Raw genomic sequence first — 16,534 nt, forward strand, 5'->3', positions numbered from 1 at the left:
ACGGTTCATCTGCATGTCCTCGATACGTGGTCTTTTTCGACCGAAAAAACAAAACCCCCGGTCGGGTTGCCGACCGGGGGTTTTCTGGAAAACGTCTCTGGTGGCGACCCTGTTCTGCTAGGCCGCCTGTGGGGTATCAGGCGCGCCTGTGGCTAAACCAATACCCAAAGAAATAATACGCCGCCGCCACGAGCGCCTGCGCACGAGCCAGCGCGGCGCGAGAGGCACCGGCTTGCAGCATGGACAGGAGGTTGTGGCTGACAGACATGGAATTCTCCAAAACGATGGCTGAACCTTACTCCAGGCCCTGGCGGCCTGGCAAGCACCCATGCGGCGCAAGGTGGATGTCGGTTCCTGCATCCACCGATAGCCCCAGCACGGCGGATCGGTGAAGCGTGGTCCACCCTACCCTGGTTACAGGCTCATCACGTCGAGAAAGCGCGGGGTGGCGCTGTCGTCGATCCGTAGGGTGGATGTCGCCTTTTACATCCACCAATGCCCCGGCACGGTGGATCGGTGAAGCGTGATCCACCCTACACCGGTTACGGACTTATCAGGTCAAGAAAACGCAGCACGGCGCTGTCGTCGACCCTGGATGTCGCCTTTTACATCCACCAATACCCCTGCACGGTGGATCGGTGAAGCGTGATCCACCCTACACCGGTTACGGACTTATCAGGTCAAGAAAGCGCGGCACGCCGCTGCCGTCGCCCCGTAGGGTGGATGTCGCTTCTTACATCCACCAACGGCCGCACGGTGGATTGGTGAAGCGTGATCCACCCCACCCCGGTTACAGGCTCATCACATCGAGAAAGCGCGGGGTGGCGCTATCGTCGATCTTCAGGCTCCTGAAGTCGAACAGGTTGCGGTCGGCCAGTTGCGACGGGTGCACGTTCTGCAGGGCGCGGAACATGATCTCGACACGGCCGGGGCTCTTGCGCTCCCACTCCTGCAGCATCTCCTTGACCACCTGGCGCTGCAGGTTCTCCTGCGAACCGCACAGGTTGCACGGGATGATGGGGAATTCCTTGAGCTGGCTGTAGGCCTCGATGTCCGCCTCGGCGCAGTAGGCCAGCGGGCGGATCACCACGTTGCGGCCGTCGTCGGAGAGCAGCTTGGGCGGCATGGCCTTGAGCGTGCCGCCGTAGAACATGTTGAGGAAGAAGGTTTCCAGGATGTCGTCGCGGTGGTGCCCCAGCGCCATCTTGGTCGCACCGATCTCGTCGGCGTAGGTGTACAGCGTGCCGCGACGCAGGCGCGAGCACAGCGAGCAGGTGGTCTTGCCCTCGGGAATCTTCTCCTTGACCACCGAGTAGGTGTCCTTCTCGATTATGTGGTACTGCACACCGATGGATTCCAGATAGGCCGGCAGCACGTGCTCGGGGAAACCGGGCTGCTTCTGGTCCATGTTCACCGCGACGATCTCGAACTTGATCGGCGCCACCTTCTGCAGGTACAGCAGCACGTCGAGCATGGTGTAGCTGTCCTTGCCGCCGGACAGGCAGACCATCACCTTGTCGCCATCCTCGATCATGTTGAAATCGGTGATGGCCTCGCCGGCCAGGCGGCGAATGCGCTTCTGCAGTTTGTTCTGGTTGACCGAAAGGGTGCCCATGGTGCGTCGAAATCCGAGGGGGTGGGAACGAAAGCGCGACATTTTACGCACAATGGCGTCTCGCCCCTACCCCACCGGCAACGAAATGCTAGGCTCGGCCGATGAATGACGACCTAGACCCCACCCAGGACCTCGCCGAACAGGTGCTGCAATTGCTGCAGGCCGCTCCCGAGGGGCTTGCCGAGTACGCGCTGATCCAGCAACTGAAAGAGCGCCACAGCGGCCATATCCCCAACCTGCCGCTGGCCGACAAACTGGTGCTGTTCCGCACCCATTTCCTGCTGTTCAACGCCCTGTATCGCCTGCGCGAGCGGCTCTGGCAGCAGGGCAGCCACCTGCTGCAGATCAGCCCGTTGTGCATTCGCCTGCTGCCGTACGAGCCCGGCGCCGCTGCGCTGAGCGAGCGTGACGAGCTGCGTGACTACTACCTCGACATGAGCCAGCTGCGCGATACCGACGAGCGCGACGTCGAACGCCTGCTGACCAGCTTCTGGACGCGCATGCAGGGTGGCGACGAGAAGCAGGCCGCGCTGGAGCTGTTCGAACTGGACGACGAGCGGGCCCTCGACCTGCCAAGGATCAAGCAACGCTATCGGCAGATGGTCAGCCAGCACCACCCCGACCGAGGCGGCAGCACAGAGCGGTTGCAGTCGATCAACCTGGCGATGGAAATTCTAGAGCGCTATTACCGCTGATCCAGAGAGAGCGATTTGCTCTAAAGCCAGGCACCACGCCTGCTCCAGCCCCTGCCTATACTGCGACATAAGGTCGCATTGATTCGGCTTGGTCACCCGGTGGCGCTGCCCATGCGCGCCGGGCGTCCGCGGGGGGCGACCGTCATAAGAATGAGGAGGTGTCTGGCATGATCCACCACGTTTGGGGGCTCTTCACCCATCCCGACCAAGAATGGCAAGAAATCCGTGGCGAGGAAGAATCCATCAGCCACATGTACCTGACCCACGTGCTGATCCTCGCGGCCATCCCCGCGATCTCAGCCTACATCGGCACCACCCAGGTCGGCTGGGCCATCGGTGATCGAGCACCGGTAATGCTCACCGAAGGCAGTGCGATGGTGATGACCATCATGTCCTACCTGGCCATGCTCGCCGGCGTCGCGGTAATGGGCGCCTTCATCCACTGGATGGCGCGCACCTACGATGCCAATCCCAGCCTGACCCAATGCATCGTCTTCGCCGCCTATACCGCGACCCCGCTGTTCATCGGCGGCCTGGCGGCCCTGTACCCGCACCTGTGGCTGGGCATGGTCGTGGGTACGATCGCCATCTGCTACACGGTCTACCTGCTCTACGTCGGCATACCGACCTTCATGAGCATCCCCGAGGACGAAGGCTTCATGTTCTCCAGCTCGGTGTTGGCGGTCGGTCTGGTGGTACTGGTGGCGATGATCGCCAGCTCGGTGATTCTCTGGGGCATGGGCGTCGGCCCGGTCTACACCAGCTAGCGCTGAAGCGCGTCGACAGCAAGGGCCGGCAGCGATGTCGGCCCTTCTTGCATCTGGGCCACCATTCGTCGGCCCGGAAGGCGGCACCTGGTCCGCAGGTCCGGGCAACTTCGCCGTATCCCTGGCGCTTGCGGCATAATCCCCCGTCGAACCGCAGCCGCTACCTGCCATGCCCGAACAGATCCATGCCCGTGTCGAAGCCTGTTACCAACAGGCCGAGGCCTTCTTCAAGCAACCTTTCGCCCGCCCGCAGATCAGTTTCAAGCTGCGCGGGCAGAAGGCGGGCGTCGCCCACCTGACGGAGAACAAGCTGCGCTTCAACCTGCAGCTGTACCGGGACAACCATGAGGACTTCCTGCGCCAGACGGTGCCTCACGAAGTCGCCCACATGATCGCCCACCAGCTGTTCGGCCCACGCATCCAGCCGCATGGCGAGGAGTGGCAGCTGATCATGCGGGGTGTCTACGAGCTGCCGCCGCATCGCTGCCACAGCTACGAGGTCGAGCGCCGCAAGGTCAATCGCTTCATCTACCGCTGCGGCTGCACGGACGGCGAGTTCCCCTTCTCGGCCCAGCGCCATGCCCTGGTCGCCAAGGGCCGCCGCTACTATTGCAGACGCTGCAAGGTGACGCTGACCTTCAGCGGCGAGCAGCGCCAGGAGTAAGCAGAGCGCCTCAGCACGCGCATCCGCCCAGCGCGACTCAACCGAACACACGCGCCTCGCGCAGCGCGGCGATCCGCTCGGCGTCGTAGCCCAGCTCCTGCAGCACCTGCTCGGTGTGCGCGCCGACCGCCGCGCCGACATGCCGGGGTGGCGCCAGGCCGTCGGAGAATTTCAGCGGGCAGGCCAGTTGCGCCTGCGCCGGCAGCCCCTCGCGCGGCACCTCGACCACCAGCTCACGGGACCTGATCTGCGGATGCGCCACCGCCTCGGAGAGGGGCAGCATGGGCTCGACGCAGGCATCCAGCGCGGCGAACACCTCGCTCCATTCGGCGAAGTCGCGCTTCTCGATCTCGACCTCGATCTCGCGCTTGAGCGCACGCTGGTCGTCCAACTTGGGCGAAAGCCCGCGTGCCGCCAGCTCGGGACGACCAATGGCGGCGCAGAACTGCTGCATGAACTGTGGTTCCAGGCTGCCGACCGAGAACCAGCGGCCATCGCGCGTGCGGTAGTAGTCATAGAAACTGCCACCGTTGAGCGCCTGATTCTCCATGTCGGGTTCCACACCGGCGCCCAGGTAGCCTGCGCCTGCCATGCCATGCAGGCTGAAGGCACAATCGGTCATGCTCACGTCGACCTGCTGGCCCTGGCCGCTCACCTGGCGCTGCACCACGGCGGCAAGCAGGCCGATCACCCCATGCAGCGAGCCGCCGGCCAGGTCCGCCAGTTGGACGCCCAGCGGCAGCGGGCCGCTGTCAGCACGCCCGGTATAGCTGGCGATGCCGGCCAGTGCGAGGTAGTTGATGTCGTGCCCGGCGCGATCACGATACGGCCCGCTCTGGCCATAACCGGTGATCGACACGTAGATCAGCCTCGGGTTGATCGCCTTGAGCGCCTCGTAGCCGACGCCCAGCTTGTCCATTACACCGGGGCGAAACTGCTCCAGCACGATGTCGTACTCAAGCACCAGTTGCTTGACCACCTCGACCGCCTCCGCGCGCTTGAGGTCGAGGGCGATGCTGCGCTTGTTACGGTTCAGGTAGGCGTGGCTGGTGGAGGTGCCGCCATCGTGCGGAGGCAGTACGCGCACCAGGTCCATGCGCGTCGGCGACTCGACGCGCAAAACGTCTGCGCCCATGTCGGCGAGCAGCAAGGAAGCGAATGGCCCTGGCAACAGGGTGGAGAAGTCGAGAACCTTCAACGAAGACAGTGGGCCGCTCATGGCGTCTCCTGATAAGTGACCGGTTGGCCGACGCGGCGGCAGCGTTCATACGCCCCCGCAACGCCGATGCGCTGATCGCTCCTGCGCGACCTTACAGCTTCATGCCACGGCTGATGATTTCCTTCATGATCTCCGACGTACCGGCGAAGATGCGCTGGATGCGCGCGTTCGCGTACATCTTGCAGATCGGATACTCCCACATGTAGCCCCAACCGCCATGCAGCTGTACACCCTCGTCGACGACCTTGCCGAGCAGCTCGGTGGTGAACAGCTTGGCCTCGGCAGCCACTTCGGGGCTGAGCTGCTTCTGGTTGTGGTCCATCACGCAGCGGTCGGTGAACACCTGCGCCACGTCGATCTGCGTGCGCATCTCGGCGAGCTTGAAGCGGGTGTTCTGAAAGTGTGCCACCGGGCGACCGAAGGCCTGGCGTTCCCTGACGTACTCGACGGTCGCCTGCAGCGCCGCCTCGGCCCCGGCCACCGCGCCACAGGCGTTGGTCAGGCGTTCCTGGGCCAGCATGTTCATCAGGTAGAAGAAGCCGCCCTTGGCGTCACCGAGCAGGTTCTCCTTGGGCACCTTGACCTCGTTGAAGAACAGCTCGGCGGTGTCCTGGCTGTGCATGCCGAGCTTCTTCAACTTCTTGCCGCGCTCGAAACCCGGCATGCCACGCTCGACCAGGAACAGGCCCATGGCGTGCTTGTTGGCCGGATCGGTCTTGGCCGCGACGATCACCACGTCGGCCAAGTAACCGTTGGAGATGAACACCTTGGAGCCGTTGAGCAGCCAGTGATCGCCCTTGTCCACCGCCGTGGTGCGCATGCCGGCCAGGTCGGAGCCGGCGGCCGGCTCGGTCATCGCCACGGCCAGGATGGTCTCGCCACGGATGATGCCTGGCAGCAGACGCGCCTTCTGCTCGGCATTGCCGTATTCGGCGATATAGGGGCCGCACAGCGCCGAGTGCAGCGGAATCATGAAACCGGGCTCGTTGATACGCGCCAGCTCCTCGCACATGATCTGCTCGTAGCGGAAGTCCTTGAGCCCCGTGCCACCATATTCCTCGTCCGCCCAGGGCAGCAGGAAGCCCATTTCGCCCGCCTTGCGCCACACGCTGCGATCCACCACTCCGGCCTCTTCCCAGGCTTCCTGATGGGGCACCACCTCCTTGTCCAGGAATGCCGCGAAGGCATCGCGAAACAGGTTGTGTTCGGTGTCGAAATGATTGCGCTGCATGGGGCGGGTCCTCCGCTGTTTTTTATGAGCCAGAGGGTAAGTGCCGCCCCGCTGCCCCCTCAATGACCCATGCGCTCAGCCTGAATTGACCCAATCGCTCGGCTGGCTTGCCGCCGCGAACGCCAGCCGCCTACCATCGGTGCCCCTCGACCTTGGAAAACCAGCATGCGCGAACGCACCATCGCCAGCCACTTCGTCCGCGCCGCACTGCGCGGTGCCGGGCGCCGCGGCCTCGCCTGCGACGCGCTACTGCGCCAGGCCGGGATCCAGCCGGCGGTGCTGGTGGAACCGCGTGCACGCATCGCCCCCGAGCAGTTCGCCCGGCTGATGCAGCTGCTCTGGGAGGCACTGGACGACGAGTACCTGGGCTTCGGGCGCCAGCCCAGCAAACGCGGCACCTTCGCCATGATGGGCCACGCCATCATCCATTGCCGCAGCCTGGAGAAGGCCCTGAGCCGTGGTGCCCTGTTCTATGGCCTGTTCCCGGATGCACCGAGCATCCATCTGCAGCGCGAGGGCGACTGGGCGCGGCTGAGCGTGGACGACAGCACGCTGTGGGACCCGGATCACTTTCTGGTGGAAAGCCTGCTGGTGATTTGGCACCGCCTCGGCAGCTGGCTGATCGGCCAGCGCATCCGCCTCGAGGAAGCCACCTTCGCCTACCCCGAGCCGGAACATGTCGCCGAGTACGAACTGCTGTTTCCCTGCAGCCGACGCTTCGCCGCCGGGCAGACCAGCCTGCTGTTCCATGCCCGCTACCTGGCCATGCCGCTGCTGCAGGACGAGCGCACCCTCAAGCAGTTTCTCGAGCACTCCCCGGCCGACCTGCTGGCACGCCCCGACGGCGGTGACAGCCTGATCAGCCAGATTCGCCGCCTGCTCGGGCGCGACTGCCGTACCTGGCCCGACCTCGAACAGGTCGCTCACCAGTTGCACACCAGCCCGCAGACCCTGCGCCGTCACCTGCGCGAGGAAGGCACCAGTTTCCAGGAACTCAAGGACCACCTGCGCCGTGACCTGGCGATCTATCACCTGGGCCGCGACGAACTGGCCATCCAGGACATCGCCGAACAGCTGGGCTTTTCCGAGCCGTCTGCATTCCATCGGGCGTTCAAGAAGTGGACCGGGCTGACCCCTGGCGCCTATCGTGCCCAGGAGGGCTGACCGCCACGGCATAACAGGAGCGCGCCCATGCGACCCCGTATCAGCGTCATCACCCTTGGCCATAATCTGGCCAGCGCGGAAGAGGTCGATGCACTCATGACGCAGGCGCGACGCTCGTAAAACCGGCGCATGCCACCTTCCGGGGCGGGTATGCCGGCTACTTCCAGGACCCGGATGGGCATCTCTGGGAAGCAGTGTGGAACCCGCAGTGTGTTGACTGAGGCATGCGCCTCAGTCGTACAGGCGCACCCTGAAACAGGCGCCACCCAGCTCGGAATCCTCCAGGCTCAGCTCACCGTCGTAGCTCTCGATGATGTCCTCGACCACCGCCAGGCCGATGCCCTGCCCCGGATTCTGCGCATCCAGCCGTTCGCCCCGCTGCAGCACGCGCTCACGCTGATTCTGCGGCACGCCGGGGCCATCGTCCTCGATGGTGATCAGGCAGCCGTCGAGCAACGGCTGCACGCTCACCCGCACCCGTTGCAGGCACAGCCGATAGGCGTTCTCCAGCAGGTTGCCGAGCAGCTCCATCAGGGCACCACGCTCCATGGTGACCTGGCTGTGCTCGGGCACCTCCAGCGTCGCCTCCACCTGCTTGTCGAGATAGACCTTGTCCAGCGAACGGCACAGACCTTCCAGCAGCGGCCAGATCTGCTCGCGATGGCGCACCAGGCCGCTGCGCCGCAGGCTCGCACGCTGCAGCTGGTAGCCGACCTGCTGGCTCATGCGCTCGATCTGCGCCTGCATCAGTTGCGCCTGCTCGCGATTGCCCTCCTGAACGGCCAGGGTCTCGCCGATGCCCTGCAGCACGCTGAGCGGCGTTTTCAGGCTATGGGCGAGGTCTTCGAGCGAGTCGCGATAGCGCTCGCGCTGGCGCCGTTCGCTGTCGAGCAGGCGGTTGAGGGAATTGGTCAGGCGCAGCAGCTCGCGCGGGTGATCGTCGCTCAGGCGCTGGCGCGTGCCCGCCTCTACGCCATCGAGTTCATCGCTGAGCCCGCGCAGGCTGCGAAAGCCCCAGGTCAGGCCGAACCACAGCAAGCCGAGCAGCACCAGCAGGGCGATGCCCAGCCACAGGCGCAACTGCCAGGCGAAGCCGTTGAACAGCACCTGATATTCACGCGTCGGCTGCATGGTGACGATGCTCAGCGCCGTTTCATCGCCGCGCAGCAGGTCCACCTCGATGTCGTAGACGAAGTACTCATGGCCACTGTCGTCACGGATACGCGCGAATTCGTGGCCCTGGCCGTCATAGTGCGGCAGGTAGCGCACCAGCTCGTCGATGGACGAGCGCGAACGCCAGAGCAGCGTGCCGTCCCGGTCGAAGATGAACCCCAGCAGATGGGAATCGAGGTTGTCGAACTCCTCGTCGGGCATCTTCTCCGGCATGTGCAGCTCGCCATCGTGGATACGCGCGGCCGAGATCAGCGCCGCCGCGTCGGAGGCCAGGCGCTTCTCCACCGTCTGCTCCAGGGCCATGAGGAAAACGCCCTGCAGCACCGGCATCAGCGACAGCATGAACAGCATCGCCAGGGCCGCGCTGGCCAGCATCAGCCGCAGACGCAGCGAGCCCAGACGGATGCGCAGCTTGCGCAGGATGCTGCGCAGTCGCTTCACTTGCAGCGCTCGTTGAACATGTAGCCCTGGCCACGCACCGTCTCGATCGGCTTGCCGTTCAGCAGCGCCTCCAGTTTGCGCCGCAAACGCCCCACCAGCACCTCGATGACGTTGGGGTCGCGTTCGTCGTCGCCCGGATAGAGCTGCTCCATCAGGCGTTCCTTGGCCACCACCTGCTGGTGATGCAGCATGAGGTACTCGAGGATGCGGTACTCGTAGGCCGTCAGCTGCAGGGACTGCTCATCGACGCTCGCCTGCTTGCGGTTCAGGTCCAGCACCAGCGCACCGGCCTCGATGGTCGACTTGGTGAACCCCGACGAGCGACGCAGCAAGGCATTCAGGCGCGCCTCCAGCTCCTCGAACTGAAACGGCTTGACCACGTAATCGTCCGCCCCGCAGGAGAGCCCTTCGACCTTGTCCTGCCAGTTGCCACGTGCGGTGAGGATCAGGATCGGGAAATGCTTGTCCTGGCTGCGCAACTCCCGGATCAGGTCGATACCGCTCATGCCCGGCAGGCCGAGATCGACCAGCGCCAGGTCATGATTGAACGACTCGGCACGGTACAACGCCTCTTCAGCCGTGCGCACGGCATCCACCACGTGCCCGTTCTCGCTGAGGCGAGTGAACAGATGGTGACGCAGCAGCGCCTCATCCTCCACCACCAGCAACTTCATGTTCTTCTCCCTTCTACTCAAGACTGCGAAGGCCGGGCAGATACCCGGCCAGATAACGAAAAAGTCGGCGACAGCCACAACCGCTGTCGGTAGCGAAGCGCCACGCCAGGGTTGCAGGCCTCGGCGCGGCCATCAACGACTCGACGCCAAGCCTGCGGGAAGACTACTGAACAGGCGCTGAACCTTCCTTGAACACCTACTGAATGAGCGCCAAACAGCCTAGAGGCGGCGCACCAGGACAGCCGCCAGCACGAACAGCATGGCCAATACGCCGAGCAATGCCAGCCAGCCGGCATGCTCCCAGACATACCCTCCACCATAGCCAACCACGCTGGAGCCCAGGTAATAGGCACACAGATAGAGCGCCGATGCCTGCGCCTTGGCGCCCTGCGCATGAGCGCCGACCTGACCGCTGGCCACCGCATGCGCGGCGAAGAAGCCCAGGGTGAACAAGGCCAGCCCGACGACCACCGAACCCAGCCAGGGCCCGACGCACAGGGCGACGCCCAGCAGCATCAGGGCGATGCCCCCGGACAGCACCTGACGCGCACCGAAGCGCGGCACCAGCCGCCCTGCCCAGCCGGCACTGAAGATGCCCAGCAGGTAGACCGTGAACAGCAGGCCGATCACCGTGGCGGACAGGTTGAATGGCTCGGCGGCGAGGCGAAAGCCCACGTAGTTGAACAGCGCGACGAAACCGCCCATCAGCAGGAATGCCAGGGCGAACAGCACACGCAGGCGCGGGTTGCCCAGGTGCAGGATGAAGTTGCGCAGCAGCCCGCGTAGCGACAGTGGCTGGGCGGAGAAATGCCGGGACGGCGGCAGCAACCAGAGAAACAGCAGCAGCGCCAGCAGGCCCAGCAAGGCAATCCCGCCCAGGGCCCAGGACCAGCCGCCAAGGTCGCTCAACAGCCCGGCGAGCAAACGCCCGAGCAGTCCACCCAGGGCCGTACCGCCGATGTACAGGCCCATGGCGGCGGGCAGCGCCTCGGGATCGAACTCCTCGCCGACATAGGCCATGGCCAGCGCCGGCAGGCCACTCAGGGCCAGGCCCAGCAGGGCGCGCAACAACAGCAGGCTGCTCCACTCGTCCACCAGCGCACAGGCCATTCCCAACAGTGCAGCGAGCCCCAGTGCAGCAGCCATCACCGGCTTGCGCCCCCAGCTTTCCGCCAGGGCGCCGGATACCAGCAGGCACAGGGCCAGACTCAGGGTGGTCAGCGACAGGGCCAGGCTGCTGCTGGCCGCCGAGACGCGAAAGTGCGCAGCCAGCAGCGGCAGCAGCGGCTGCACGCAATAGAGCATGGCGAAGGTGGCGAAGCCGGCGCAGAACAGCGCCAGGGTGGCACGCCGGTAACCGGCGCTGCCACGAACGAGATGGGGTGCGAACATCGGGCAAGCTCATGGAACACGGCGCAGATTCGGCCGCGACAAAAGCTTAGCATGCTATCTATCACTGCGACTGCTCGTCGCAGTGCTTTTTATCGGCGCGTCACTCCTCGCGCAGGCGTTGCAGATGCGCCTGCAGCCCCGCCGAGGTCTGCTCGCCGACCAAGCGCTCACGCAACCTGCCCTCGGGATCGACGATGTAGGTCGCCGGCAGCACATCGTTGTGCGGCAGTTCGAAACGCGCTGCCGGGTCCTCGGCAAGCACGGTGAAACGAATGTCGAAGCCATCCGCAGCACGCTTCAGCGCATCGCCCTGCAAGCCATCGAAGTTGACGCCGATGACTTGCGCCGACTGCGTTTCCAGCGCCTTCGCCAATGCATTGAGCTGGGGAATTTCCGTGCGGCAAGGCGCGCACCACTCGGCCCAATAATTAATGACCAGCCACTGGCCATCCAGGCTGTCAGCCGTTACCTTTCGTCCATGCTGATCAGGTCCGAAATCTTCGCTGCAACCGGCCAACAGTAGACCGGCGCAAATACCCAGAACAGCCTTGCCGACAATCCGGAGCCGTAAGCCCATGTACTCGATCCTCGTCCTCTCGGGGTTGATATGACGCTGGATGCCCTGCGTCTGGAAGTACCGGACATCCGCGAGGACAGCAGTGTATCGCCAGCGGAGATCGTCGAACGACTCGCCGCCGCGCGCCTGCTCGAAGCGGAACACGGCCTGCAGCAAGTGCTGGGCCTGCTGTTCACGCTCAATCGCAGCGGCCTGACCTTACTGGAAAGGCAACGTGCGCTGCAAAGCTTCAGTGACGAGTATCGCTACTACGCCAGCCTGGCGAATCGCCAGCCACCGCCCAGCGCGCTGTTCGTACGCCTGTGCGGCGAGCTGGCGACCGGTTTCAAGCGCCTGCTGCTGCAGATCCTGCAAGGCCGCCAGCCATCCCTGCCGCACCTGGCCTGGTGCCTGTACATGGCCCAGCACTTTCTCGCTCAACAGCTGCTGCGCCACTACCAGCTGTATCAGGAACCGCCTGCGGCCCTGTGGCGCGACAGCCACCTGCTGTACTGGATCGGCGAGCACCAGCAGTGCCTGGACGAACCCGTCGCGGCGGCCTTCGAGCCCAAGCCGGCCAGCACCTTGCGCGGCCTTTACCAGCAGATGCTGCTGTTGGCGCAGAGCAACCCCTTCCACCTGGACGAAGGTGAGTGCCTGACGCTGTTCAGTGCGCTGGCCCCGCTCGCGGCACTGCCCAGGCTGCTGCCCTGGGACGAGGAAGACGAAGCCGAGGGCCCGCTGGTCGATCTCAGCGAATCGCAGCCCTGCCTGGCATTCGAACAGCAGGCCGAGGGCGAGCCGGAGAATCTTCGCCGCTTCGAACTGGGTGCCCTGCTGATCGCCCTGCACGAGCCGGCCCCGCTGCAGAGCGGCCAGGAGCGTCAGTTGCTCGAGCGCGTGCGTCAGCATTGGCTGACGCGCCAGCAACGTCGCCATGAACGTGCCGAACTCGACGGCCAGTGCAGCCTGGTGGTCGGGCTGCCGGCCATTCACGCGCAACTGCTCGACAAGCTGCCGCAACGCACCGAGGCGCAGATACTCGACGCCAGCCCCGGCGGCGCGAGGCTGCTGTGCAATGCCAACCAAGGGGGGCAACTGCAGGTCGGGCAACTGGTGCTGCTGCTCACCTATGGCACGCCCACGCTGGCCCTGGTGCGCTGGCGCCACCTCAACGCCGAAGGCCTGCACCTGGGCCTGCGCTACCTCAAGGGCCTGCCGCGTCCGGTGTGGCTGCGACGGGCGCCCAACGCGCAAACCCACCCCGGCGTGCTGCAGAGCACCCCGGCCCCTGGCAACGGCTGGCATCACGGCCTGTGGCTGCCCAACGGCCAGTTCGCCACCGGAGAACACCTCTGGCTGCAACTCGCCAGCGTGCACAACCAGGCCATCCTGCCGCTGCCCGAAAGCAACCTGGGAACCTCGTCGGTCACGCGCCATCCTTTGCGTCTGGCTTGATACACAAAAGTGCGATCCCAATCACGCATCCTGTCTGTCGAGCGCACAGTTTCGTCACGCGAGGGCTGCTTATAATTCCTGGCACTGAAGTCTCAACCTGCCTGGAATAGCATCATGTCCCAAGCGCAAGACAAGCTGATCGGCTCCGTACCCTCACGCATCGTCGATGTCGCTCGCCTGGTGGTCACGCCCTACGAGGGTCGCGTGGCCGAATACAACGTCGCGACCTGGCTGCAGCTGCCGAGCCTGGCCAACCTGCCGGTGTCGCTGCTGGTCAGCTACCGCGACGGTGACAAGCGCCGCGAAGTGAATGTCGACCACGGCAAGGTCAATGCCCAGGGCAAGATCCTGCTGTCCGGCATCGCACGCATGCCGGTGCGGCAGAAAGTCGAAGACATGCAGGTGCGCCTGCGCTCCGCCGTGCCGGCGCAGAGCCTGGTGGTCGAGGAGTTCTTCGTGCAAGCCGTCGAGCAGGCCAGCAGCGAAAGTCGCCAGGCCCTCGCCTGAGGCGAACCGGCAAGACCAGAACCCCGCGCACTGCGCGGGGTTTTCGTTTCAGCCGGAGGAAGCCTCCGGATTGGAGGACGGCTGCTCGACGGCCGGCTCCGCAGCCTGCGGCAGATTCTCGGGGGCGACCTGTTCGAGCAGCGATTCGGGCCAGCGCGCGAAACGCAGCCCGGTGATGCGGTTGAGCCGCTCCAGCGCGTCCTGCGGGTCGCGTCGATGGAGATGGACTACTTTGTTCCTGCCAGTCATTCCTGCATGCGTCCTCAGCGATCCCTGCCCTGCTGGCAGTTCGATAGCAACTGAAACTGCCTTTGCCAGAAACATGCCAGCCCTGTGTATCACGCTGTTACTCGGCGTCACGCCTGCTGCACTGATGAAAGCGCGGAGTAGTGACGCCGCAAACTGACGTTTTTTGTCACCCGCCATCCCTGGCGGTGACCCTCCGGGCCGTCGCTACGCGACGTCAAGCATTTCTCCCGGAAATCCTTTGTCACCTGCCATCCCTGGCGGTGACCCTTCGGGCCGTCGCTACGCGACGTCAAGCATTTCTCCCGGAAATCCTTTGTCACCTGCCATCCCTGGCAGTGACCCTCCGGGCCGTCGCTACGCAACGTCAAGCATTTCTCCCGGAAATGCCGGTGATCCTTCACGCCACCCTCAGCGACGGCGTGCGCTCACTCCTTGCCCGGCAACCAGAGCGCCAGGCTGATACCGAACTGTTCTTCGCGCTCGTTCTGCAGGTGCTCGAGACCCTTGCACAGGCTCGGGTACCAGGGCTCGTCGAGCTGCGCAGGCAACTGCGAGACGTTGGGCAACGGCCACGGGCTGAGCTCCAGCAACTGATGCAGGGTGAAGTTGTGCAGGTCCCGGCACAGCACCCAGCCCGCATTACCGACCTTGCATGCCAGGCGCTCGCGCTCGAGAAAGCTCAGCACCTCGGCCCACTGGTCCTCCGGCAGACGCCAGCCGGCGCGCTGCAGGTCGCCGTGGTGCAGCGCTTCCCCCTTCTGCTGACGCTTCAACAGCAAGCGCAGGATCACCAGCAGGATCAGCGCCTTGGCGATCGGTTCACGCCGCCAGTGGCGAGGCTGCGACAGGCCGTACACCAGCTCGGCACCCAACAGCACGATCAGCCAGGACAGGTAGATCCACACCAGAAACAGCGGCACGGTGGCGAACGCCCCGTAGATCAGGTGGTAACCGGGGAACAGGCGGACATAGAGGCCGAACAGCGCCTTGGCGACCTCGAACAGAATCGCGGCGAACAGCCCGCCGAGCAGTGCATGGGGCAAGGGCACCCGCGTGTTGGGTACCGCTGCGTAGAGCAGGGTGAAGGCCGCGATACTGGACAGCAGCGGCGCGAAGGCCAGCAGGGTCTTGGCTCCCAGCACGGCATCCGGCCCGGAAATCAGCGCCAGCGAGGCGATATAGGTGCTCACCGCGAACCCCGCGCCAAGCAGCAAGGGGCCCAGGCTGAGGATCGCCCAGTAGAGCAGGAAGCTGGACATCCCGCGACGCGGCTGACGCACGCGCCAGATCACGTTGAAGGTCTTCTCGATGGTCACCAGCATGAGAAAGGCCGTCACCGCCAGCAGCCCGACGCCGAACCAGGTCAGCTGGCGCGCCTGGGTGGTGAATTCACGCAGGTATTCCTGCACCGTCTCGCCGGTCGAGGGCACGAAATTACGGAAGATGAACGCCTGAATCTCTTCGCCGACGCCCTGAAACGCCGGAATCGCCGACAGCATGGCGAAGGTCACGGTCATCATCGGCACCACGGCGAACAGCGTGGTGTAGGTCAGCGCCGCCGCGTTACCCGCCCCGCGGTTCTCCATGAAACGCTGGTACAGACTCAGCCAGAACCCCAGCCAATCCCTGAGATGACGCTGCATGACCTCTCCTTAGCCTTCAAACCTGAACAGACCGTGCGCCGCGAGAAAAGGTCGCACCCGAGTCACCCGGTGGTTTTCGTGCATCCGCGCACCAGGCGGTTAGAATACCCGCCACTTCACGCCGGATGCGAGCCACCATGACCGACCTGACCCTCTATCACAACCCGCGCTGCTCCAAATCGCGCGGTGCCCTGGAACTGCTCGAGGCCCGAGGCCTGCAGCCCACTGTCGTGCGCTACCTGGAAACGCCGCCTACTGCCGAACAGCTCGCGAGCATCCTCGGCAAGCTCGGCATCGGCGCCCGTGCCCTGCTGCGCACCGGCGAAGACGAGTACAAGGCCCTGGGCCTGGCCGACGCCAGCCTCGACGAGGCGCAGCTGATCGACGCCATGGTCAGCCACCCGAAGCTGATCGAACGTCCGATCCTGGTCGCCGGCGACAAGGCCGTGGTCGGTCGCCCGCCGGAGAAGGTGCTGGAGCTGCTGGCATGAGTTCGCCCTATATCCTGGTGCTCTACTACAGCCGCCATGGCGCCACCGCGGAGATGGCCAGACAGATCGCCCGTGGCGTGGAGATGGCCGGCCTGGAAGCGCGCCTGCGCACGGTGCCGGCGGTTTCCAGCGAATGCGAGGCGGTCGCCCCCGATGTGCCCGAGGACGGCGCGATGTACGCGACCCTGGATGACCTCAAGCACTGCTCGGGCCTGGCCCTGGGCAGCCCGACCCGCTTCGGCAACATGGCCGCGCCCCTGAAATATTTTCTCGACGGCACCAGCAACCTGTGGCTGACCGGCGAGCTGGTCGGCAAACCTGCCGGCGTGTTCACCTCCACCGCCAGCCTGCATGGCGGCCAGGAAACCACGCTGCTGTCGATGATGCTGCCCCTGCTGCATCACGGCATGCTGCTCTGCGGCCTGCCCTACAGCGAGTCGGCGCTGCTCGACACACGCGGCGGCGGCACCCCCTACGGCCCCAGCCACCATGCCGGCGGCGATGGCAAACGGGCACTGGACGAACATGAAACCGCCCTGTGCCGCGCACTTGGCCAACGCCTGGCCCAGACCGCCAGCAAACTGGAGCGCTGATC

Annotated in this window: 17 protein-coding genes; 8 read left to right on the plus strand and 9 right to left on the minus strand. The window is 64.9% G+C overall.

The window, feature by feature from the left end; translation table 11 throughout:
* Positions 1-790 precede the first annotated feature (790 nt).
* Positions 791-1,615, minus strand: coding sequence for a tRNA 2-thiocytidine(32) synthetase TtcA (gene ttcA / locus JLK41_RS16900; RefSeq protein WP_037053173.1), 825 nt, complete (start codon positions 1,613-1,615; stop codon positions 791-793).
* A gap of 101 nt (positions 1,616-1,716) precedes the next feature.
* On the opposite strand from ttcA, the gene JLK41_RS16905 reads away from it, so the two are divergent.
* From JLK41_RS16905 to JLK41_RS16915, 3 genes are all read left to right on the plus strand, one after another.
* On the plus strand, positions 1,717-2,310 hold the full coding sequence (locus JLK41_RS16905; RefSeq protein WP_047590731.1) for a DNA-J related domain-containing protein: 594 nt from the start codon (positions 1,717-1,719) through the stop codon (positions 2,308-2,310).
* Positions 2,311-2,477: 167 nt separating this feature from the next.
* A complete protein-coding gene (locus JLK41_RS16910; RefSeq protein ID WP_037053175.1) occupies positions 2,478-3,077 on the plus strand; it encodes a Yip1 family protein in 600 nt (199 codons plus the stop codon).
* A 169-nt stretch (positions 3,078-3,246) separates the two neighbouring features.
* On the plus strand, positions 3,247-3,741 hold the full coding sequence (locus JLK41_RS16915) for a SprT family zinc-dependent metalloprotease (protein ID WP_037053176.1): 495 nt from the start codon (positions 3,247-3,249) through the stop codon (positions 3,739-3,741).
* Between the two features lie 37 nt (positions 3,742-3,778).
* On the opposite strand, the gene JLK41_RS16920 is transcribed toward JLK41_RS16915, so the two are convergent.
* Together JLK41_RS16920 and JLK41_RS16925 are read right to left on the minus strand one after the other, a co-directional pair.
* On the minus strand, positions 3,779-4,960 hold the full coding sequence (locus JLK41_RS16920) for a CaiB/BaiF CoA transferase family protein (protein WP_210389419.1): 1,182 nt from the start codon (positions 4,958-4,960) through the stop codon (positions 3,779-3,781).
* A 91-nt stretch (positions 4,961-5,051) separates the two neighbouring features.
* Positions 5,052-6,191 (minus strand): acyl-CoA dehydrogenase family protein, encoded by a 1,140-nt coding sequence (locus JLK41_RS16925; protein ID WP_037053179.1) that lies wholly within the window; start codon positions 6,189-6,191, stop codon positions 5,052-5,054.
* Between the two features lie 165 nt (positions 6,192-6,356).
* Between JLK41_RS16925 and JLK41_RS16930 the strand changes: the two genes are divergently transcribed.
* Entirely contained in the window at positions 6,357-7,355 is a 999-nt protein-coding gene (locus JLK41_RS16930; RefSeq protein WP_037053181.1) for an AraC family transcriptional regulator, read from the plus strand.
* Between the two features lie 231 nt (positions 7,356-7,586).
* Here JLK41_RS16930 and JLK41_RS16935 read toward each other — a convergent pair whose 3' ends face one another.
* The 4 genes from JLK41_RS16935 to JLK41_RS16950 form a co-directional block, all read right to left on the minus strand.
* The gene (locus JLK41_RS16935) at positions 7,587-8,969 is read right to left on the minus strand and encodes an ATP-binding protein (RefSeq protein WP_037053187.1); all 1,383 of its coding nucleotides are present in this window, start codon (positions 8,967-8,969) and stop codon (positions 7,587-7,589) included.
* Complete coding sequence (locus JLK41_RS16940) at positions 8,966-9,643, minus strand: response regulator transcription factor (RefSeq protein ID WP_037053189.1); 678 nt, start codon at positions 9,641-9,643, stop codon at positions 8,966-8,968. Before JLK41_RS16940 ends, JLK41_RS16935 begins: the two co-directional genes overlap by 4 nt.
* A 219-nt stretch (positions 9,644-9,862) precedes the next feature.
* Complete coding sequence (locus tag JLK41_RS16945; protein WP_210389420.1) at positions 9,863-11,035, minus strand: MFS transporter; 1,173 nt, start codon at positions 11,033-11,035, stop codon at positions 9,863-9,865.
* A gap of 100 nt (positions 11,036-11,135) precedes the next feature.
* Entirely contained in the window at positions 11,136-11,612 is a 477-nt protein-coding gene (locus JLK41_RS16950; protein ID WP_210389421.1) for a TlpA disulfide reductase family protein, read from the minus strand.
* Between the two features lie 30 nt (positions 11,613-11,642).
* Here JLK41_RS16950 and JLK41_RS16955 point away from each other — a divergent pair, with 30 nt between their 5' ends.
* Both JLK41_RS16955 and JLK41_RS16960 read left to right on the plus strand, forming a co-directional pair.
* Positions 11,643-13,049: a PilZ domain-containing protein gene (locus JLK41_RS16955; protein WP_210389422.1), complete on the plus strand. Its 1,407-nt coding sequence runs from the start codon at positions 11,643-11,645 to the stop codon at positions 13,047-13,049.
* Positions 13,050-13,163: 114 nt separating this feature from the next.
* On the plus strand, positions 13,164-13,556 hold the full coding sequence (locus tag JLK41_RS16960; protein WP_210389423.1) for a hypothetical protein: 393 nt from the start codon (positions 13,164-13,166) through the stop codon (positions 13,554-13,556).
* Positions 13,557-13,604: 48 nt separating this feature from the next.
* On the opposite strand, the gene JLK41_RS16965 is transcribed toward JLK41_RS16960, so the two are convergent.
* Both JLK41_RS16965 and JLK41_RS16970 read right to left on the minus strand, forming a co-directional pair.
* Positions 13,605-13,805: a hypothetical protein gene (locus JLK41_RS16965; RefSeq protein WP_210389424.1), complete on the minus strand. Its 201-nt coding sequence runs from the start codon at positions 13,803-13,805 to the stop codon at positions 13,605-13,607.
* Positions 13,806-14,230: 425 nt separating this feature from the next.
* On the minus strand, positions 14,231-15,448 hold the full coding sequence (locus JLK41_RS16970) for a YihY family inner membrane protein (protein WP_134675435.1): 1,218 nt from the start codon (positions 15,446-15,448) through the stop codon (positions 14,231-14,233).
* Positions 15,449-15,585: 137 nt separating this feature from the next.
* Between JLK41_RS16970 and arsC the strand changes: the two genes are divergently transcribed.
* Positions 15,586-15,939 (plus strand): arsenate reductase (glutaredoxin), encoded by a 354-nt coding sequence (arsC, locus tag JLK41_RS16975; protein ID WP_037053199.1) that lies wholly within the window; start codon positions 15,586-15,588, stop codon positions 15,937-15,939.
* Complete coding sequence (gene wrbA, locus JLK41_RS16980) at positions 15,936-16,532, plus strand: NAD(P)H:quinone oxidoreductase (protein ID WP_152489190.1); 597 nt, start codon at positions 15,936-15,938, stop codon at positions 16,530-16,532. The genes arsC and wrbA overlap by 4 nt, the downstream gene beginning before the upstream one ends.
* Positions 16,533-16,534 lie beyond the last annotated feature (2 nt).

It is taken from the genome of Ectopseudomonas khazarica (assembly GCF_017915135.1).
Classification (GTDB): Bacteria; Pseudomonadota; Gammaproteobacteria; order Pseudomonadales; family Pseudomonadaceae; genus Aquipseudomonas; species Aquipseudomonas khazarica.